18 protein-coding genes and 3 tRNA genes are annotated in these 18,804 nt (G+C 61.2%); 12 read left to right on the top strand and 9 right to left on the bottom strand.

All coding sequences use genetic code 11. The features are described 5' to 3' along the window. Window positions 1-110: 110 nt before the first annotated feature. The 3 genes from DQG18_RS09955 to DQG18_RS09945 all read right to left on the bottom strand — a co-directional run bounded on the left by DQG18_RS09955 (window position 111) and on the right by DQG18_RS09945 (window position 3,787). Entirely contained in the window at window positions 111-863 is a 753-nt protein-coding gene (locus tag DQG18_RS09955) for an SDR family NAD(P)-dependent oxidoreductase (protein ID WP_116654110.1), read from the bottom strand. 345 nt (window positions 864-1,208) lie between these two features. Beyond that, window positions 1,209-2,603, bottom strand: coding sequence for a dipeptidase (locus DQG18_RS09950; protein ID WP_116654109.1), 1,395 nt, complete (start codon window positions 2,601-2,603; stop codon window positions 1,209-1,211). A 275-nt stretch (window positions 2,604-2,878) separates the two neighbouring features. Continuing rightward, window positions 2,879-3,787, bottom strand: coding sequence for a LysR family transcriptional regulator (locus tag DQG18_RS09945; RefSeq protein ID WP_116654108.1), 909 nt, complete (start codon window positions 3,785-3,787; stop codon window positions 2,879-2,881). A gap of 405 nt (window positions 3,788-4,192) precedes the next feature. Between DQG18_RS09945 and DQG18_RS09940 the strand changes: the two genes are divergently transcribed. Next, a complete protein-coding gene (locus DQG18_RS09940; protein WP_116654107.1) occupies window positions 4,193-4,930 on the top strand; it encodes an SDR family oxidoreductase in 738 nt (245 codons plus the stop codon). 29 nt (window positions 4,931-4,959) lie between these two features. Next, window positions 4,960-5,682 (top strand): dihydrofolate reductase family protein, encoded by a 723-nt coding sequence (locus tag DQG18_RS09935; RefSeq protein WP_116654106.1) that lies wholly within the window; start codon window positions 4,960-4,962, stop codon window positions 5,680-5,682. A gap of 236 nt (window positions 5,683-5,918) precedes the next feature. Here the strand turns inward: DQG18_RS09935 and DQG18_RS09930 are convergent. The 4 genes from DQG18_RS09930 to DQG18_RS09915 all read right to left on the bottom strand — a co-directional run bounded on the left by DQG18_RS09930 (window position 5,919) and on the right by DQG18_RS09915 (window position 7,225). Beyond that, window positions 5,919-5,993, bottom strand: a tRNA-Glu gene (locus DQG18_RS09930). 97 nt (window positions 5,994-6,090) lie between these two features. Further along, window positions 6,091-6,166: transfer RNA gene (locus tag DQG18_RS09925), tRNA-Glu, on the bottom strand. Window positions 6,167-6,237: 71 nt separating this feature from the next. Next, window positions 6,238-6,702, bottom strand: a complete 465-nt coding sequence (locus DQG18_RS09920; protein ID WP_245958431.1) for a YcbK family protein — start codon at window positions 6,700-6,702, stop codon at window positions 6,238-6,240. A 106-nt stretch (window positions 6,703-6,808) separates the two neighbouring features. Then, the gene (locus tag DQG18_RS09915; protein ID WP_116654104.1) at window positions 6,809-7,225 is read right to left on the bottom strand and encodes a VOC family protein; all 417 of its coding nucleotides are present in this window, start codon (window positions 7,223-7,225) and stop codon (window positions 6,809-6,811) included. A 344-nt stretch (window positions 7,226-7,569) separates the two neighbouring features. On the opposite strand from DQG18_RS09915, the gene DQG18_RS09910 reads away from it, so the two are divergent. Together DQG18_RS09910 and DQG18_RS09905 are read left to right on the top strand one after the other, a co-directional pair. Beyond that, on the top strand, window positions 7,570-8,121 hold the full coding sequence (locus tag DQG18_RS09910; RefSeq protein ID WP_116654249.1) for a cold-shock protein: 552 nt from the start codon (window positions 7,570-7,572) through the stop codon (window positions 8,119-8,121). 32 nt (window positions 8,122-8,153) lie between these two features. Continuing rightward, window positions 8,154-8,612 carry a DUF192 domain-containing protein gene (locus tag DQG18_RS09905; RefSeq protein WP_116654103.1) on the top strand — a complete coding sequence of 153 codons (459 nt, stop codon included), beginning with the start codon at window positions 8,154-8,156 and terminating at the stop codon, window positions 8,610-8,612. A gap of 319 nt (window positions 8,613-8,931) precedes the next feature. Here DQG18_RS09905 and DQG18_RS09900 read toward each other — a convergent pair whose 3' ends face one another. Next, on the bottom strand, window positions 8,932-9,366 hold the full coding sequence (locus DQG18_RS09900; RefSeq protein ID WP_116654248.1) for a universal stress protein: 435 nt from the start codon (window positions 9,364-9,366) through the stop codon (window positions 8,932-8,934). Window positions 9,367-9,505: 139 nt separating this feature from the next. Then, window positions 9,506-9,582: transfer RNA gene (locus DQG18_RS09895), tRNA-Arg, on the bottom strand. Window positions 9,583-10,105: 523 nt separating this feature from the next. Here DQG18_RS09895 and DQG18_RS09890 point away from each other — a divergent pair. The 8 genes from DQG18_RS09890 to DQG18_RS09855 all read left to right on the top strand — a co-directional run bounded on the left by DQG18_RS09890 (window position 10,106) and on the right by DQG18_RS09855 (window position 18,758). Further along, window positions 10,106-11,347 (top strand): ABC transporter substrate-binding protein, encoded by a 1,242-nt coding sequence (locus DQG18_RS09890; protein ID WP_116654247.1) that lies wholly within the window; start codon window positions 10,106-10,108, stop codon window positions 11,345-11,347. 138 nt (window positions 11,348-11,485) lie between these two features. Next, on the top strand, window positions 11,486-12,367 hold the full coding sequence (locus DQG18_RS09885) for a carbohydrate ABC transporter permease (protein ID WP_245958436.1): 882 nt from the start codon (window positions 11,486-11,488) through the stop codon (window positions 12,365-12,367). After that, complete coding sequence (locus DQG18_RS09880; protein ID WP_116654102.1) at window positions 12,364-13,308, top strand: carbohydrate ABC transporter permease; 945 nt, start codon at window positions 12,364-12,366, stop codon at window positions 13,306-13,308. The genes DQG18_RS09885 and DQG18_RS09880 overlap by 4 nt, the downstream gene beginning before the upstream one ends. Window positions 13,309-13,313: 5 nt before the next feature. Then, a complete protein-coding gene (locus DQG18_RS09875) occupies window positions 13,314-14,396 on the top strand; it encodes an ABC transporter ATP-binding protein (protein WP_116654101.1) in 1,083 nt (360 codons plus the stop codon). Between the two features lie 18 nt (window positions 14,397-14,414). After that, window positions 14,415-15,170 carry a sugar phosphate isomerase/epimerase family protein gene (locus tag DQG18_RS09870; RefSeq protein WP_116654100.1) on the top strand — a complete coding sequence of 252 codons (756 nt, stop codon included), beginning with the start codon at window positions 14,415-14,417 and terminating at the stop codon, window positions 15,168-15,170. Between the two features lie 2 nt (window positions 15,171-15,172). Continuing rightward, window positions 15,173-16,309, top strand: coding sequence for a Gfo/Idh/MocA family protein (locus tag DQG18_RS09865; protein ID WP_116654099.1), 1,137 nt, complete (start codon window positions 15,173-15,175; stop codon window positions 16,307-16,309). A gap of 232 nt (window positions 16,310-16,541) precedes the next feature. Then, on the top strand, window positions 16,542-17,597 hold the full coding sequence (locus tag DQG18_RS09860) for a sugar phosphate isomerase/epimerase family protein (RefSeq protein WP_116654098.1): 1,056 nt from the start codon (window positions 16,542-16,544) through the stop codon (window positions 17,595-17,597). A 12-nt stretch (window positions 17,598-17,609) separates the two neighbouring features. Further along, on the top strand, window positions 17,610-18,758 hold the full coding sequence (locus tag DQG18_RS09855) for a Gfo/Idh/MocA family protein (RefSeq protein WP_116654097.1): 1,149 nt from the start codon (window positions 17,610-17,612) through the stop codon (window positions 18,756-18,758). The last annotated feature ends 46 nt before the right edge of the window (window positions 18,759-18,804 follow it).

Genomic DNA, 18,804 nt, shown 5'->3' with positions numbered 1-18,804 from the left:
AGGTGGTGGCGCAGCCACCAATCGCTCCAGTGGAGCGATTGGAGCCGAAGAAGGGCTGGGAGTGAGGGGGCTGCGATGCCAGCCAAATCCATAGGAAAAATCGGCAGCGCCTATTTCCCCGCCACCCCGGCCAATTTCCCCATCACCCAGAAGAACACCGGGTAAGGCAGCAGACCGATCGTCTTGAGGATCAGGACGAAACGGCGCGGAAACGCGATCTCGAAGCGCTTTGAATCGAGCAGGCCCGCGACGATCCGCTTGCCCGCCTCGTCGGCGTCCATCAGGAACGGCATGGGAAAATCGTTCTTTGCCGTGAAATCGGTTTTGACGAAGCCCGGCGAGATGACGCGCACCGCGATATTGTCCTGCGCCAGTTCGGTGCGCATGGTCTGGGCGAGCGCGATCATCGCCGCCTTGCCGGAACTGTAGGCAGCGGCGCGCGGCAGGCCGAAATAGTCCGCGACCGAGGCGACGAGCGCGATCTCGCCGCCGCCCTGCCGGCGCATCTGGTCAACGACCGGATCGATGACCCGGGCTGCGCCGAGCAGGTTGGTGTCGATGATCGAGGCGTAGCTTTCATAGCCATAGTCGCCGGCGCGCGCGGTTTGCTTGCGCGCCACCGAATAGATCATGAGGTCAATGCGCCCGAGATCGGCGACAATTTTCGCAACGGTCACGCCCACCGCGTCGCGGTCGGTCACGTCGAACGGGTAGGGATGCGCGCCGTGGCTGGCTTTCAGCGCTTCAAGCGGCGCGGTGCGGCGGCCGGAAACGGCGACGGTCCAGCCACGCGCAATCAGGCCCTTGGCCGTTTCGGCGCCAAGCCCGGTGCCGCCTCCCAAGATCCACGCGATCCTGGCCATGACTTCATCCTTTCCAGACGGGCCATGTGGACCATCTTTTTTTGGCAACTGAACAGGGGCAAACGGGATTGGCCCCGATATGACCAAGGGAGATTTGCCTCAGAGGTCCGCCCCGACCGGATCGGGGCCTCGGGCGTCGACTGGGTATCCGTTCCCTATCGCCCTGCGGTTGTCGTTGTATCGTGCTGGACCCCGGGAATCAGTCCCGGGGATGACATTAGAGATGGGGCGCGGGTTGCGCCAAAAAACTGATGTCATTCCGGGATTCATTCCCGGAACCCAGAGTGATCTTGCTGCGGCCGGCGGAGCATGCCTTTTCTATTAACGTCCGGAAGAATGCGAAATTCAGCCCTCAGCCAGCGCGTCGAGGATCCGCACCCAAGAGCGGATGCCGCGGTGATAGCTTTCGAGATTGTATTTCTCGTTGGGGCTGTGGATGCGGTCGTCGGTCTGGGCAAAGCCGATGAGCAGCGAATCCATGCCCAGCAGCGTCTTGAAATCCCCCACGATGGGGATCGAGCCGCCCGAACCGGCGATCGCGGCTTCCTTGCCCCATTCGTCGGTCAGCGCGCCGAGGGCTTTGGTGAGGAAGGGGCCATCGGCGGGGACCGCGACGGCAGGAGAGCCGCCGTGGGGCGTGAAGGTTACGGTGCAATCCGCGGGCACGAGCGATCTGACATGGGCGCGGAATGCGTCGCGGATCTTTGCCGGGTCCTGGCTCGCGACGAGGCGGAAGGAAATCTTGGCGCTGGCCTTGGCCGGGATGACGGTCTTGAACCCGTCGCCCGTATAGCCGCCGCTGATCCCGTTGATCTCGCAGGTGGGCCGAGAGGTGATCTGTTCGAGAACCGAACGCGACTGCTCGCCGGCGGGGACCGAAAGCCCCACATCGCCCAGATAGGCCTTGTCATCGAACGGCAGGCGCTGCCACTGTTCCTTCACCTGGGGCGCAAGCTCCGCGACATCGTCATAGAACCCGGGTACGGCGACCGAACCGTCGGGGTTGCGCAGCGAGGCGATGATGGCCGCCAGCACCTGGATGGGGTTGCGCGCGGCGTTGCCGTACATGCCCGAATGCAGGTCGCGGCTGGCGGCGGTGATTTCGATTTCGTCGGCGACGAGCCCGCGCAGCATGGTGATGATCGAGGGGATTTCTTCGTCCCACATGTCCGTATCGCAGACCAGCGCCACATCGGCCTTCAATTCGTCGGCGGTCGCTTCGAGGAAGGGTTTCAGCGAGGGCGATCCGGCTTCCTCCTCGCCCTCGAACAGCACGGTGACGCCGACCGGCAGCGCGCCGCGCACCGCCTTATAGGCCCGGCACGCCTCAACGAAGGTCATGAGCTGGCCCTTGTCGTCGGACGCGCCGCGCGCGAGAATCACCTTGCGGCCGTTTTCCTCGCCGATCCGCGGGGCGAAGGGATCGTTGGCCCACAATTCCAACGGATCGACCGGCTGCACGTCATAGTGTCCGTAAAACAGAACGTTCGGCCCGGCATCAGCCCTTGCATGCCCGACCACCATGGGGTGGCCCTCGGTCGAGCGCACCGAGGCATCGAAACCCAACCCGTCCAACTCACCGGCCAGCCACTCGGCCGCCTTGCGGCATTCGTCCTTATAGGCCGGATCGGTCGAGATCGATGCGATGCGCAAAAGGTCGAACAGGCGCGCGACACTATCCTCGACGGTTGCGTCCACATGGGCGAGAACCGCATCGAGCGGGGCGTTGGCGTTTGTCATTTCTGGATAATCCGAAATCGTTGAACGGGCTGAATCGCCCCAGCATAACAGCCGCTTTGAAGCGGGCAAGCTGGAGCAAAAAATAACCCGCTGGGCCGCGCATATCGCACCTATGCGCGCCATCGGCATGGAATATGACAAGGTGATATTGAAGAGATTGCGCGCCGGAGAGGATGGAACTGGGCACCTTGCTTTTGTGAAGTCAGCCTAGCAGTCGAGGTGGAGGCATCTTCTAAAAATGGTTATCCATACCGCAAATATGCGTTTGCCGATCATCAACGTCCCATGAATTGATCTCTATGCCGAAGTGTGTCGACCACAAGCCGGAAAGCAGGAAGATTTTGGCGACGGCTGGGATAATAGAGGAAATATCCCTCGAAGTAGGGTGACCAGTCATCGAGAACCCGCGTGAGCGAGCCTTGCGCGATCTGGTCTTCAACGATGTCTTCGGGAACGTAGGCGATCCCGTAGCCATTTACTACAGCATCGACCATCGCGTAGGAATCGTTGAATGTCAGTTGACCCGAAACTCTGACGCGAAGCGTCTGCCCGTCCTTCTCGAACTCCCAAGCGTAGAGGCCTCCGGCCGTTTCCTGGCGCATGTTGATACAGGCATGCCGAACCAGATCCTGTGGATGCCCGGGCGTTCCGTTCACGGCGAGATAGGCCGGCGCAGCGACGGCGACGAGCCGCCAGTCGGGGCCGATCCGAACCGCGATCATATCCTTTTCGACGCTTTCGCCGAGCCGGACACCAGCGTCAAACCGCTCTTCGACGATGTTTCGGAAGGTGCTGTCGAGAAGCAGCTCGACATGGATATCCGGGTATTGGCGGAGCATCGGCTTCAACTTGGGCCACACGACGCTGTGGAATGCATGATCGGAGAGCGTCAGTCGCATGGAGCCCGATGGCTTTTCGCGGAACGCCGTCAGGGAAGCGATCTCATCCTCGATCTCGGTCATGCGCGGGGCGATGGTCTGAAGCAGGCGTTCGCCGGCGGCGGTCGTAGCGACGTTTCGCGTCGTGCGTGTCAGCAGCCGCAAGCCTATCTGCGCCTCCAACTGCTTGATGGTATGGCTGAGCGTCGACTGGGAGACACCGAGCTTTGCAGCGGCCCTGGTGAAGCTGCGCTCCTCGGCAACCATCCGGAACCATGTCAGACGATTGAAGTCAGTCCTCTTCATTAGACGTTTCCCTCACATACATACTCTACGGAATTAATCGACTGGATCGATAGGTCCATGCGAATTTTACCAGATAATCAATAGCAATGGCCGCACTATGTTTTGCAAGCGGGTTTCCGGAATAAGGCGGATAGCATGAGCGTAGTCATCATCCATGCAAAAGACCCGCTGGCTGCTGCATGGGCGCGGTGCAGTCCATGGCGCTATGCGTAGCGAGTCTGATTGGGGGGCAGGCGACCAGCCTCTTAACCCCGGTGGCCGTCGGGTTTGGCGCGACAGATGGCCAGACCAGACAAGCCATCTCGATTGCCGCGCCTCAGGAAGTCGAGAACGGCAAGATTGTGGACTGACTGAAGCGTGTCGTGGACGAATAATCCGGCGTCACCAACCGAAAAGGATACCATCATGATCAAGGACAAGATCATCGTCATCACCGGCGCTTCCAGCGGCATGGGCGCGGCCGCCGCACGTCATCTCGCCGCCGAAGGGGCCAGCGTGGTCTTGGGCGCGCGCCGCTCCGACCGGATCGAGGCGCTGGCGGCGGAAATTGCTGCGGCGGGCGGCAAGGCCATCGCGGTCACGACGGACGTGACCAGACGCGGCGACCTCAAGGCGCTCGTGGAGGCGGCGGTCAAGACTTATGGCCGCATCGACGTTCTCATCAACAATGCCGGGATCATGCCGCTGTCGCCGCTCGACCGGCTCAAGGTCGACGAGTGGGACCGGATGATCGACGTCAATCTCAAGGGCGTGCTCTACGGTGTCGCCGCAGCGCTGCCTCACATGCAGGCGCAGAAATCAGGCCACATCATCAATCTCTCCTCGGTCGCCGGTCACAAGATCTTCGGCGGCTCCGCCGTCTATTCCGCGACCAAGTCCGGAGTGCGGGTCATCTCGGAAGGGCTGAGGCAGGAAATGGCGCCGCACAACATCCGCGTTACCATCATCTCGCCGGGCGCGGTCAGGACCGAGCTTCTGGACCACATCAGCGAGAAGGATGTGCAGAAGGCCAACCAGGACTACGTGGGCCAGGTCGGCGTGCCCGCCGAGACCTTTGCCCGGCTGGTCGCCTTTGCCATCAATGAACCGGAGGATGTCGGTATCAACGAAATCCTGTTCCGGCCGACGGCGCAGGAACTCTGAACAATGATATCCGATAAAGGATCACCACTATGACGAAACCGAAGATTATCGTGCACATGCACACGTCCCTGAACGGCAAGATCAACGGGCCGCATCTGCAGACCGAAGAAAGCCGGGCCTCTCAGATCGAATACTATAACCTGTTCCTCGGACCGGACCCGTTCTACCGCGATCATAGCGGCTGGCTCAGCGGCAGCACGACGAGCGAAGTGAATTTTACGCATTACAAGGAGCCGGATCTGGATCTTGATGCGAAGGACGTGCCGCCGGGCGATTTCCTCGCTGAACACGATGAGACGATCCACTATTTCGCCATCGACCGCGCCGGGAAACTGGCATGGAGCCGCAACACCATTACCTATTTCGACACAAGCGCGCATGTGGTGGAGATCGTTCCGGCGGGCGTTAGCAACGCCTACAAGGATTTTCTGCGCCGGATGAACGTTTCCTACATCATCGCTGGTGAGGAGGAGTTGGACTTCGCGGTGGCCATTTCAAAGATTCAGAAAATCTACGGCAAGGACCAATTGCTCCTGAACGGCGGCGGCGGGGTGAACTGGTCGCTTCTGAAACAGGGCCTCGTCGACGAGGTCAGCATCGTCATGACGCCGGTAGCGGACGGCTCGACCGAATCCGCTTCCCTGTTCGACGGCAACCCGAAGTATAACGACGACGGCCCGGTCGGATTCGAACTGATCAACACGAAGAAACTGCCGGATGGCAGCGTCTGGCTAAGATACAACGTGAAATAGAGCGATCGGTCTCGTTTGCTGCTTTTGAAACGGGCCGTCGCGTGAATCCAGCCTGAGGAAGGCAATTGGGGCTTTCCTTATGGATGCCGTGGAAGCTCAGATTTTACCTTAAACCAATAGTGCATTCACTTTTCCGAAAGGCAGCTTCCGGGTATCTGATTGGAATCCTGCAACAACCACTATGCCATCGAGAGTGGTCGCCCGATTCTCGGATTTGTTTTGGTATGGTGAGGTTTTGGCGCGCCCTAGGGGAATCGAACCCCTGTTTTCGCCGTGAGAGGGCGACGTCCTGACCGCTAGACGAAGGGCGCGGAGGGGATCGGGTGGCGATCCCTTTTATATTGATACCTTTCCGCAGGCGGGGTGACAACCGGCCAGACCGTCTGTCGATCCGCATAAGAGGAAAAGTGGCGCGCCCTACGGGACTCGAACCCGTGTTTCCGCCGTGAAAGGGCGGCGTCCTAGACCGCTAGACGAAGGGCGCCTAACCAATGAGCGGGTGTATAGGGGGGGCGGTGCGAATCTGCAAGTCCAAAATCCACTCATTCCCCGATTTCAGCACCCCGAGAAGGTAACCGGGGTGTTGCGGCCGCGCGGCCGGTCGCGCACATCGACATGTATGAAGCGCTGGCCGGGATAGCAACCAAGCCCGCCGATCAGCTTGTTGCGCATGGCATAGCCTATCAGCCGGCTCTTATCGACGCCGGGGATGTAGAAGTCCGCCGCCATGCATTTGGTGTGATAGGAGGCTTCCGCGCCGCCGACAGAGGCGTTGTGCCACGGCGTGCGGTAGCCCGAGCTCATCACCACCTTCTTGCCGAAATAGCCCTCGAAATCCCAGATCAGCAGGCGCAGCGCGGGCGAAAGGCAAAGCGCGTTGACGTTGCTTGAAGAGACGAACGTGCCCCAGTCGGTGCGCAACCCGCTATAGGCGCTGCCGCTCGAGGACGCGAACATTGCCATCGGCGCACAGGCGCCGAGCAGCATGACCATCACGATGAGACTGGAAACAAGACGCATGACCATGTCCGTTTTTGGGGCAATTCCGATCCCAAACCCGGACATAAAATAACCGGCGGTAAACTAACCGCCGGTCAACTCACGTGGTTAAAAACCCGTTACCCGTTTACCATGTGCCGGTGTTGGGCATCGAGGCCCAGGGCTCTTTGGGGTCGAGATTGCCGTCCTGAAGCAACTCGATCGAGATGCCATCGGGGGATTTGACGAACGCCATGTGACCGTCGCGCGGAGGGCGGTGGATGGTGTAGCCCATGTCCATCAGGTGCTGGCACAGCGCGTAGATATCATCGACCCGATAGGCAAGGTGCCCGAAATTGCGCCCCCCGCTATAGGTCTCGGGATCCCAGTTGTAGGTCAGTTCGACCTGCGCATGCTCTTCGCCGGGGGCGTTGAGGAAGATGAGGGTAAAACGGCCCTTTTCATTCTCTATGCGGCGCGTTTCGACAAGGCCGAGCCCTTCGCAATAAAAGCGCAGGCTCTGTTCGATATCGGTTATGCGCACCATGGTGTGCAGATATTTCACGGCAGAATCTCCAATGGTCAGGCTCGGGGAGGCGAGCCGGATTTCGCCGGGGGAGGTTAGCAGATCGTTCTTGTTCCGACCAAGTCCCCGTTGCCGGCGCGCTCATGGTTAATAAATCCCCACAAATTTGTGAATGGTCCTTAACTTTTCGATTTGAATCGGCCAAAGTACGCGGCGGATGCGTATCATGCGGCTCATTGTTATTGTCGCAGCCGGCACGGAGGGTCGTCCTGTGGACGCTGTTGCCGGTTCGAGTGTTGAAAAAGGCGTGGACTATGGGGGCAAAGGACACATCGATCGCGGCGCAAAGCGGGTTTGATCCTGCTGGCGAAGCGGGCAGGGAAATGCGCGATACAGGCGTTGCTCCCGGTGGCGAACTCGACGTGATCGAGATCGCCGGTGCGATCAAGTGGTTCGATGCTGGCAAGGGATTCGGCTTCATTGTGCCCGATGCGGGTGGGCCGGACGTGTTGCTGCACGTGACATGCCTGCGGCGCGACGGCTACCAGACCGCCTATGAGGGCGCGCGAATCGTCGTCGAGGCGCTCAATCGCCCCGGGGGCCTGCAGGCCTTCCGCATCCTTTCCATGGACGAGACCACGGCGCGCCATCCATCCCAGATGCCTGCCGCCCGCACCCATGTGCAGGTCGAGCCGACCTCGGGGCTCGAGCGGCTGGAAGTCAAATGGTTCAACAGGGTGCGCGGCTTCGGCTTTCTTTCGGCCGGGGAGGGGCATCCCGATATTTTCGTCCATATGGAAACCCTGCGCCGGTTCGGCATCACCGAATTGCGGCCCGGCCAGTTCGTTTTCGCGCGCTATGGCGACGGGCCGAAGGGCCTTATGGTCGCTGAAATCCGGCCCGATGGTTGGGGCGACGGGCCATCCTCGCATTAGTGCGCCGTCGGGGAGGCGATGTGCGGATGAGAATGGATATCAGGCGATTCGTTGCCGGGCTCTGGATCGCTCTGGTGTGCGCGCTGGGCGCGACGCAGGTTCATGCTGTGGATGAAACATCGGCCACAATCGTTTCGGGCAAAGACGAATTCATCTTTTCAATCGAGATCGCCGATACGCCCGCGGCCACCTCGCGCGGGTTGATGTTCCGGCGGGAACTGGCGCCCGATGCGGGCATGCTGTTTGATTTTTTCAACGAGCGGCCCGTCTCGTTCTGGATGCGCAATACGCTGATCCCGCTCGATATGGTGTTCATCCGCGCCAATGGCGAAATCGTGCGCGTGCACGAAAACGCCATCCCCCACGACGAAACGCCGATTCCCTCGGGAGAACCGGTGCGATTCGTGCTCGAAATTCCCGGAGGCAGGGCGGCGGAGCTGGGAATCGGCGCGGGCGATACGCTCGTGCATCCACGGGTGGCGGGGGATTAGGGGCGGTTCGGGCCCGGCTGGTTTCGCCCCTTCCCCTTGAGGGTAGCGCTCTCGCATACTTCGGCTTGCGCCGATCCCCCCTCCCAACCTCCCCCACAAGGGGGAGGTGCTGGCCTTGTGCGTAGGAAGACGGCCAAGCAAAGGAAACACCCTCCCCTTGATGGGGAGGGCTAGGGAGGGGTGAAGCCACACTCGCTAATCTAGATGCGATAGCCCTGCCTCAAGGGGAGGGAGCGAAAGAGCCGGGGCGTACGGCATCTCACAGAAGTCCAAAGCAAAACACTCCCGGCGATAGCCGGGATCGCGGCGGAGATAGCCTCTACCGCACCACCAGCACCGGCACGGTGCTCGACTGGAGGACTTCGGTGGTCTGGCTGCCCAGGATGAGCTTGCGGAAGCCGCGGCGGCCGTGGGAGGCCATGACGATCAGGTCGGCGCCCTGTCCCTGCGCGGTTTCGATGATCGCGTCGGCGGCGTAGCGGTTGGGGATGTGGAGGGTCTTGTATTCCACGCCGCTATCCTCGGCCATTTTGGAAGCTTCCTTGAGAATGTCGTCCACGGCCTCGTTCATCGCGTTCTCGTATTCGGCGATGGTGGCGGGGCCGGCGGCGGCCAGCGCGCTCGATGCCCAGACATCGGTCACCGTGACGATGATCACGCTCGCGCCCGCCAGCTTGGCCAGTTTCAGGCCGTGATCGAGACCCTTGGTTGCGAGTTCCGACCCGTCGGTCGCGATGAGAATGTGCTTGTACATATCCGCCTCCTTGGCTTGGCCCGGTCTTGCCCTGGTGGCAGGCAGACCCTGTTTCCGTCCATACATGCAATAGTCTAGCACGGGCCCGGCGGCCAGCGTTGATGTGAATCAAGCAAGGTGCGGCGGTGGTTTTTGTGGTTGGCGACCCCGGCAGGATTCGAACCTGCGACCAATAGCTTAGAAGGCTACTGCTCTATCCGGCTGAGCTACGGGGCCCTCGATCCTGTCCGGCGCCAGCATCGTCTGGATCGTTTCAGATTTTGACGGAAACATCCAGTTTCCGCCATCCTGGAGGACCTGTGCTGGATTCCGGCAATAAATGCCGGAATGACAATGGTGTTTTCTGCCAGCTTTCCCTTCCTCCAATGTCACCCCGGTATTTATTACCGGGGACCAGAAGGGCGCTTCCGCCGACACGGACCTTCTTGATTCCGTCAAAACCTGAAATGCTCTAGCGCATATGCGGGCGCTTGTCAGGAGCGGTGTTGAGGTCAGGGAAAATTTCTCCGGCGGGGGAAAGCTGCGGAACGGTGGCTACAACTTTTGTAGCATAACCCTATTGACAGGGTGGCTCCGATTGTTGAAAGCTCGTGCAATCGATTTCATTCATACTGATAGTGAGAATTGTAATCGATTACATATTCGTTTCATGGAGGGACGCTAAAGCGTCAAGGAAGCGGAGATGGAGGAGAAGGGGGTCTTCGGATCTCCTTGGACAAACCTTTGGGAGGACATTTTCATGAAGAGATTTGCTGTGGCTGCGGGTTTCGCAGCCGCTCTCATGAGCGCGACCGCCGTTCCGGCGGTGGAGCTCGAGGTCACGCACTGGTGGACGTCCGCCGGCGAGGCGGCGTCCATCGCCGAGTTCGCCCGCATCTTTGAAGAAGAGACCGGCAATACCTGGGTGGACAGCGCCCTTGCCGGTTCGGGTACCGGCGCCAATCCCGTCATCATCAGCCGCATCCTTGGCGGCAACCCGATGGGCGCCACCCAGATGAACACCGGCCGCGACGCCGAAGAGCTGATCCAGGCCGGGTTGATGCGCGACCTGACCGACATCGCGGAAGAAATGAACATCCGCGACTTCTACGTCGATGAATCGCTTCTCGAGCCCTGCACCTATGAAGGGCGCATCTATTGCTTCCCGATCAACATCCACTCGTGGGACTGGCTGTGGCTCTCCACCGCCGCCTATGAGAAGATCGGTCAGCCGGTTCCCACCGACTGGAACGAATATGTCGATAGCTGGCCCGCGCTCGAGGAAGCCGGCATCCTGCCCTTCGGCCTTGCTTCGGGCTGGCCCATCTCGGGCGTTCCGGGCGTGCTCATCGCCGGTATCGGCGGCACGGATCTGATCATCGCGATCAACCGCGACAAGAGCGTCGAAGCGGTGCGCAGCGACAAGTTCCGCGAGGTTGCCGAGGCGCTGGATGATCTGCGTTCGGTCATTTCTCCCGAAATGCAGGTGCCCAGCTTCGGCGACGTGGGCAACCAGCTTCTGGCCGGTGAAGCGGCCGGCAATATCCACGGTGACTGGCTCCAGGGCGACCTGCAGATCGCCGGCGGCGTTCCGGGCGAGGATTACGAGTGTCTCCCGGCGCTCGGCCTCAACGACATGCTGACCGGTGGTGGCGATTCCTTCTACTTCCCGGTTCTGCCTGAAGGCACCGATCCGGCAGTGATCGAGGCGCAGACCCAGCTTGCGCGTATCCTGCTCTCGCCGGAGGCCCAGCTTGCGTTCAACCTCAAGAAGGGCTCGATGCCGATCCGTACCGACATCGATCTGAGCCAGGCCAATGCCTGCATGCAGAAGGCGCTCGTGCTGCTCGACAACGGCCTGCTGCCCTCGGGTGACTTTGCGCTTTCGAGCGACACCCAGCAGCAGCTTCAGGACCTCAGCATCGAGTTCATCAATGACGATAACATCTCGGTCGACGCCTATATCGACCGCTATGCTTCGATCATCGAGAGTGCCGACTAAGCGCACTGCATAGCTGAGACGACCGGCGCGCCCGGCCTTGAAAAAAGGTCGGACGCGCTGTTTTCCCGGGAGGAAACGACCTTGACTATTGCAGCGGCAGGCGACACCGCCACGGAAGGCTCGCGCTTCTGGCGATCCATCCGCCAACTCTTCACCCGCAATCTGGCAGCCAAGATCGCAGCGACGCCGATGATTGCCATCGTGCTGGTCGTCTTTATCGGCTGCACGCTCTGGACCGTCTGGTTCTCGTTCACCAATTCGCGCCTCTTGCCGACCGGGTCGTTTACCGGGCTCGATCAGTACAACCGCCTGTTCTCGACGTCCCGCTGGAACGTCTCGGTGCGCAATCTTGCACTCTATGGCGCGTTTTCGCTCGTCTTCACACTGACCATCGGGTTTCTGCTCGCAGTGCTGATCGACCAGAAGGTGCGGTTCGAGGACGCCTTCCGCACCATCATGCTCTATCCGTTCGCCTTGTCCTTCATTGTTACGGGCCTTGTCTGGCAGTGGATCATGAACCCCACGCTCGGGCTTCAGGGCACGATCCGGGGCATGGGCTGGGAAAGCTTCACCTTCGACTGGATACTCAATTCCGACATGGTCATCTTCGCGCTGTTGATCGCGGGGCTGTGGCAGGGCACCGGGTTCATGATGGTGCTCATGCTGGCGGGGTTGCGGGGCATTGACGAAGAAATCTGGAAGGCCTCGCGCGTCGATGGCATCCCGACGTGGCAGACCTATATCTTCATCGTTCTGCCCATGATGCGCGGCGTGCTGGTGACGGCTGTCGTCATCGCCGGGTCCGGCATCGTGCGCCTTTACGATCTGGTCGTGGCGCTGACGAACGGGGGCCCCGGCATCGCCTCGGAAGTCCCGGCCAAATACGTTTATGACTACATGTTCACCGCCGGCAATATCGGGCAGGCGCTCGCCGCATCGACCATGATGCTGGTCACTGTCATGATCATCGTCATTCCGTGGGCCATTCTCGAATTTGGCGGGGGGGAGAAAAAGTCATGAGCAATCCCACGGTGATTTCGACCACGGTCGCGCTCGATGCCGTCTCCGGCCGGACGGATTTCGCGGGCCCGCAGGGCCCCAGGCCCCAGCCGTTCTTCACGCCCAAGCGGGTCATCATCTATTCGATCCTGTTCGTGGCCTGCCTCTACTATCTCTTCCCGATGTACATCATGGTGATGACCTCGTTCAAAACCATGCCCGAGATCCGGTTCGGGAACATCTTTGCGCCGCCTGTCGAATTTACGGGCGAGGCGTGGGTCAAGGCCTGGTCGTCGGCCTGTACGGGGCTTACCTGCCAGGGGCTCAGCCCCGGCTTCTGGAACTCGGTCAAGATCCTCATTCCCAGCGTGCTGGTGTCTACCGCAGTGGCGGCGGTCAACGGCTATGCGCTGGTCAACTGGAAGTTCAAGGGCTCGGAAATCTTCTTTGCCGTCCTGATCTTCGGCTCGTTCATCCCTTACCAGGTGTTCCTCTATCCGCTGGTGATGATCACGCGTGAACTCAAGATCTTCGGCACCATATGGGCGGTCATTCTCGTGCATACGATTTTCGGCATGCCCATCCTGACATTGCTGTTCAGGAACTATTTCGCATCGCTTCCGGTCGAGCTTTTCAAGGCGGCGCGTGTGGATGGGGCAGGCTTCTGGCGCATCTTCCTCGAGGTCATGCTGCCGATGTCGCTTCCCATCGTGGTCGTGGCGCTGATCCTTCAGGTCACGGGCATCTGGAACGACTTCCTGTTCGGCGCGGTCTTTGCCGGAACGCCCAACCTGCCGATGACGGTTCAGCTCAACAACATCGTCAACTCGGCGCAGGGGACTCCCGAATACAATGTCAACATGGCAGCGACGATGCTGACCGGGCTCGTGCCGCTGATCGTCTATTTCCTGTCCGGGCGCCTGTTCGTCCGTGGGGTGGCGGCTGGCGCGGTCAAAGGATGAGTGGAATGCAGAAAAGTGTATCGGTGAAGGGGCTCTCGCTGAACTTCGGCGCGGTCAGGGTTCTTCAGGAAATGAACCTCGATGTGGAGAATGGCGAGTTCCTCGTCCTGCTCGGCCCCTCGGGGTGCGGCAAGTCCACGCTGCTCAACTGCATCGCCGGGCTGCTCGACGTCTCGGCGGGCCAGATCTTCATCTCGGGAAAGAACGTGACCTGGGAGGAGCCCAAGGACCGGGGCATCGGCATGGTGTTCCAGTCCTATGCGCTCTATCCGCAGATGAGCGTGCGCAAGAACCTCTCGTTCGGCCTGCGCGTTGCGGGCCTTCCTCGCGACGAGATCGACGAGCGGGTGGCGCGCGCCTCGGAAATGCTCCAGATCGAGGCGCTGCTCGACCGCAAGCCGGCCAACCTTTCGGGCGGCCAGCGCCAGCGCGTGGCCATCGGGCGGGCGCTGGTGCGCGATGTCGATGTGTTCCTGTTCGATGAACCGCTCTCCAACCTCGATGCCAAGCTGCGCGCCGACCTGCGCGTCGAGATCAAGCGCCTGCACCAGCGGCTCAAAAACACCATGATCTACGTGACCCACGACCAGATCGAGGCGATGACGCTGGCCGACCGCATCGCGATCATGAAGGAGGGGATCATCCAGCAGCTCGATACCCCGCACATGATCTACAACAACCCGGTCAATCTGTTCGTGGCCGGTTTCATCGGCTCGCCCTCGATGAATTTCCTCGAGGGCACGCTGAGCGGCGGCGCGATCGATCTGGGCGACGTTTCGGTGCCGACCGAGCGCTATGGTTTCGAGCCGGGCAACGAAAAATGGTCCGGAAAGGCCATTCTGGGCGTGCGCCCCGAGCATGTCGTCGTCGGGGAGGGGGCCAGCCAGCAGCCCTTTTTCTTCGATGCGGCAATCGAGATCGTCGAGCCTATGGGCGCCGACACCGTGGCCTGGACGCGGCTTGGTTCCCATTCGTTCACCTTCCGGGCCGATGCGGAACTCAACCTTGCACAAGGCCAGACCGTCAAGCTCGGTTTCGATGCGGCGCGCGCTTCGCTGTTCGATGCCGAAAGCGGAATACGAATCTAATCCAAAGGCTGATCACCGATGAGTACAATTTCGTTCCAACTTTATAGCGCCCGTAATTTTCCCCCGCTCGAAGACACTTTCGCGCTGCTGGCCCGCATCGGGTACAGGAATGTGGAAGGGTTCGGGGGGCTGTTTGCCGACCCGGCCGCCCTGCGCGCGCTACTGGACCGGCACGGGCTTGCCATGCCCACGTCCCATTTCAGCCTCGACCAGCTCCGCGACCGGGAAAAGCTGGTGGAGACGGCGAGGACGGTAGGGACAAAGACGCTATATTGTCCCGCCATCTCCCACGAGAAGTGGAAGCAGCCCGAGGAGGACTGGGTGGCGCTGGCGGCCGAACTTGCCGAACTGGGGCGCTTTTACAAGGGCGAAGGCTTCGGCTTTGGCTGGCACAACCACCATTTCGAGTTCTGGCCCACGGCCAGCGGGCGCCTGCCCATGGATATCCTGCTCGAAGGAGCGCCCGATATCGATTGGGAGATGGATGTTGCATGGGTGGTCAGGGGCAATAACGATCCCAGAAAGTGGATCGCCGATCACGGCGGGCGCATCAACGCCGTGCACGTCAAGGACATTGCTCCCGAGGGCGAGGCCGAGGATGAGGATGGCTGGGCCGATGTGGGGCACGGCACGATGGACTGGGCAAGGCTGTCCGAGGTCATCAAATCGGGCACGCGCGCCCGATATTTCGTCATGGAACACGACAACCCCAACGATCTCGAACGGTTCGCCTCGCGATCCTTTGCGACCGTTTCAGGATTTGAGAGCCGCTGAAAATGAGTAAGACCTACGGCGTCGGCATCATGGGTGCCGGCAATATTTCGAGCGCCTATCTCAAGCTCGCGCCGCTTTTCAAGGGCATTGAGGTGCGGGCCATCGCCGATATCTATTCCGAGGCTGCAAAGGCGCGCGCCGGCGAGTTCAATGTCACGGCCCAGATGCCCGACGAACTCCTTGCCAATCCCGAGATCGATGTCGTCGTCAATCTCACCATTCCGGACGCGCATTTTCGGGTGACGAGGGACATCATTTCGGCGGGCAAGCACGCCTATTCGGAAAAGCCGCTTGTCCTGACGCTCGAAGAGGGCGAGGAACTGCGGGCCGCTGCCGCCGAAAAAGGCGTCCAGGTTGGCTGTGCGCCCGATACGTTCCTGGGCGGCGCGCATCAGCAGGCGCGGGCGCTGGTCGATGAGGGTGCGATCGGGCGTATCGTTTCGGGCACCTGCCACGTGATGAGTTTTGGGCTGGAGCATTGGCATCCCAACCCCGATTTCTTCTTCAAGCCCGGCGCGGGGCCGGTGCTCGATATCGGACCCTATTACGTCGCCAACCTCATCAACCTTATCGGCCCGGTCAAGCGCGTGACTGCGTTCGCCAATGCCGCGCGGGACAAGCGCGAGATCACCAGCGAACCGCGGCGCGGGCAATATGTGAGTGTGGAGACGCCGACCACCATCCACGCGGTCATGGAGTTCCACAACGGGGCGCTTGTGACACTGGGTGCGTCGTGGGATGTCGAGGCGCACACCCATCAGAACATGGAAATATACGGCACCGACGGCTCGCTCTATGTGCCGGACCCCAATTTCTTCGGGGGCGAACTGGTGCTGGCGCGGCGCAACGGTGTGAGCGAGACGGTCGAGTCATGGAAGCACCCGCTGGGCGTGCCCAATTGGGAGCATCCGAATGGACCGCCCTTCGCCAACTACCGTACGGCGGGGCTGGCTGATATGATGCTGGCCATCGAGGCGGGCCGCAAGCCGCGCTGCTCGCTGGAGACAACCCTGCATGGCGTCGACATCATGACCTCCATCCTCAAATCCGCCGAGATCGGGCAGGCGATCACGCTGACGACGACCTGCGAGCGTCCCGATGCGCTCGGACCCGTCGAAGCGCAGGCGCTGCTCGTCTGATCGTGCGAATATTTGAGGGGGGAGGGGGGCCGCGGCGCGTTGGGGGATGCGTCGCGGCACTTCCCTTTGCGAAGGGCGAGACGGCTTGACATGAGAAGCGCGCGCAGTATCGTGTAAACGTTTTCATATGACGCACGTACGTCATGCGCCGCCCACAGAAGTGAGGCGAAAATAATCGCCATTCAGGCGCGCGCGGGCGCTTTGCGCGTTGGCGCACAAACGGAGGATTTTCATGCGCACACTCAAGGGACCTGCGATTTTTCTGGCGCAGTTCGCGGGCGACACGGCGCCGTTCGATACGCTCGACAACATTTGCCGCTGGGCAGCCGGGCTGGGCTACAAGGGGGTTCAGGTCCCCACCTGGGTTTCCGGATTCATCGATCTCCAAAAGGCCGCCGAATCAAAGACCTATGCCGATGAGTTAAAGGGCATTGCCGCAAGCCACGGTGTCGAGATCACTGAGCTTTCGACGCACCTTCAGGGCCAGCTCGTTGCCGTGCATCCCGCCTATGACACGGCGTTCGACGGCTTTGCCGCACCGGAAGTGCGCGGCAACCCCAAGGCGCGCCAGGAATGGGCGGTGCAGCAGCTCAAATGGGCCGCCGGGGCATCGCAGAATATGGGGATCACCGAGCACGCGACCTTTTCGGGCGCGCTGGCCTGGCCCTATGTCTACCCGTGGCCGCAGCGGCCCGCCGGGCTGATCGAGGAAGCGTTCGATGAACTGGCGCGGCGCTGGACGCCGATCCTTGATGCGTTCGACGAGGCGGGGGTGGATGTCTGCTACGAAATCCATCCGGGCGAGGACCTGCACGACGGGATTTCCTACGAAATGTTCCTTGAGCGCGTGAACAACCACAAGCGCGCCAACTTGCTCTACGATCCGAGCCACTTCGTGCTGCAGCAACTCGACTATCTCGATTACATCGATATCTATCACGAGCGGATAAAGATGTTCCACGTCAAGGACGCCGAGTTCAACCCGACCGGGCGTCAGGGCGTTTATGGCGGCTATCAGGGCTGGGTAGATCGCGCCGGACGCTTCCGCTCGCTGGGCGACGGACAGGTCGATTTCGCCTCGATTTTCTCCAAACTCGCGGCCTACGATTTTGCCGGATGGGCCGTGCTGGAATGGGAGTGCGCGCTAAAACACCCCGAGGACGGGGCGCGGGAAGGCGCCGAGTTCATCGCCAGCCATATCATCCGCGTCACTGAAAAGGCGTTCGACGACTTTGCGGATGCAGGCACCGACAAGGCGGCCAACCGCAAGATGCTGGGCCTCGATTAAGGAGTACGACCGATGGCAGAGAACGGACAGCGCCCCATTCGTCTGGGCATGGTGGGGGGCGGCACGGGGGCCTTCATCGGCTACGTGCACCGCATCGCCTCGCGGCTCGATGGGGACTATCGGCTTGTCGCGGGGGCGCTGTCCTCGCGCCCTGAGGTGGCAAGGGAGTCGGGCAAGAACCTCGGGCTGGCCGAGGACCGCGTCTATACCGATTTTGCCGAGATGGCGCGGGGGGAAGCGGCGCGTGAGGACGGGATCGAGGCGGTCGCCATCGTCACGCCCAACCACATGCACTTCGCGCCCGCCAAGGCGTTCCTTGAAGCGGGGATACACGTCATCTGCGACAAGCCGCTGACCTCGACGCTGGAAGACGCCTATGCGCTCAAGAACGTTGCGCCCAAGAACGGCGCGAAATTTCTCCTCACCCACAACTACACCGGCTACCCGCTGATCCGGCAGGCGCGGGAACTGGTGGAATCGGGGGCACTCGGAAAAATCCGTGTCGTGCAGGTCGAATACCCGCAGGACTGGCTGGCGGTTGCCGCCGATGAGGGCAACAAGCAGGCCGCATGGCGCACCGATCCGGCACGCTCGGGGGCAGGGGGCGCCATCGGGGACATCGGCACCCACGCCTATAATCTTGCGCGCTACGTCACGGGGCTGAAGACTGAGGCGGTTTCGGCCGATCTCGACGCCTTCGTGCCGGGCCGCCAGCTCGACGATAACGTGCACATCATGCTCCGGTTCGAGGGCGGAGCCAAGGGCATGCTCTGGGCATCACAGGTTGCGGTCGGCTGCGAGAACGGTCTCCAGCTTCGCGTTTATGGCGAAAAGGGTGGGATCGAGTGGCGGCAGGATAACCCCAACTACATGTGGTTTACCGAGTTCGGAAAGCCAAAGCAGCTCCTGACGCGCGGCGGCGCGATCGATGCGCCCCCGGCGGCCTCCATGGGCATCCGCATCCCCACCGGGCACCCGGAAGGGTATCTGGAAGCCTTCGCCACGCTCTACAGCCAGTTCGCCGCGATCATAAGGGGCGAGGGGGCCGAATATGAGGGGCTGCTGCCCACGCTCGACGATGGGGTCGAGGGCATGGAATTCATCATGGCCTCGGTGAAATCGAGCGAAAACGACAGCAGGTGGACGAAGCTGGGCGCTTAGCCATCCAGACACTCTGTTATCGCTGCCCCGGCGAAAGCCGGGGTCC

This window comes from Pelagibacterium sediminicola (assembly GCF_003390885.1).
GTDB classification, from domain to species: Bacteria; Pseudomonadota; Alphaproteobacteria; order Rhizobiales; family Devosiaceae; genus Pelagibacterium; species Pelagibacterium sediminicola.
This window is presented reverse-complemented; position numbering and strand designations above follow the sequence as displayed.

Bases quoted from the DNA above. Each gene is read 5' to 3' on its own strand.
- DQG18_RS09950 (WP_116654109.1), bottom strand. From the start codon at position 2,603: ATGACAAACGCCAACGCCCCGCTCGATGCGGTTCTCGCCCATGTGGAC.
- DQG18_RS09940 (WP_116654107.1), top strand. From the start codon at position 4,193: ATGATCAAGGACAAGATCATCGTCATCACCGGCGCTTCCAGCGGCATG.
- DQG18_RS09855 (WP_116654097.1), top strand. From the start codon at position 17,610: ATGGCAGAGAACGGACAGCGCCCCATTCGTCTGGGCATGGTGGGGGGC.
- DQG18_RS09865 (WP_116654099.1), top strand. From the start codon at position 15,173: ATGAGTAAGACCTACGGCGTCGGCATCATGGGTGCCGGCAATATTTCG.
- DQG18_RS09935 (WP_116654106.1), top strand. From the start codon at position 4,960: ATGACGAAACCGAAGATTATCGTGCACATGCACACGTCCCTGAACGGC.
- DQG18_RS09955 (WP_116654110.1), bottom strand. From the start codon at position 863: ATGGCCAGGATCGCGTGGATCTTGGGAGGCGGCACCGGGCTTGGCGCC.
- DQG18_RS09900 (WP_116654248.1), bottom strand. From the start codon at position 9,366: ATGTACAAGCACATTCTCATCGCGACCGACGGGTCGGAACTCGCAACC.
- DQG18_RS09870 (WP_116654100.1), top strand. From the start codon at position 14,415: ATGAGTACAATTTCGTTCCAACTTTATAGCGCCCGTAATTTTCCCCCG.
- DQG18_RS09880 (WP_116654102.1), top strand. From the start codon at position 12,364: ATGAGCAATCCCACGGTGATTTCGACCACGGTCGCGCTCGATGCCGTC.
- DQG18_RS09945 (WP_116654108.1), bottom strand. From the start codon at position 3,787: ATGAAGAGGACTGACTTCAATCGTCTGACATGGTTCCGGATGGTTGCC.
- DQG18_RS09875 (WP_116654101.1), top strand. From the start codon at position 13,314: ATGCAGAAAAGTGTATCGGTGAAGGGGCTCTCGCTGAACTTCGGCGCG.
- DQG18_RS09910 (WP_116654249.1), top strand. From the start codon at position 7,570: ATGCGCGATACAGGCGTTGCTCCCGGTGGCGAACTCGACGTGATCGAG.
- DQG18_RS09905 (WP_116654103.1), top strand. From the start codon at position 8,154: ATGGATATCAGGCGATTCGTTGCCGGGCTCTGGATCGCTCTGGTGTGC.
- DQG18_RS09920 (WP_245958431.1), bottom strand. From the start codon at position 6,702: ATGCGTCTTGTTTCCAGTCTCATCGTGATGGTCATGCTGCTCGGCGCC.
- DQG18_RS09860 (WP_116654098.1), top strand. From the start codon at position 16,542: ATGCGCACACTCAAGGGACCTGCGATTTTTCTGGCGCAGTTCGCGGGC.
- DQG18_RS09890 (WP_116654247.1), top strand. From the start codon at position 10,106: ATGAAGAGATTTGCTGTGGCTGCGGGTTTCGCAGCCGCTCTCATGAGC.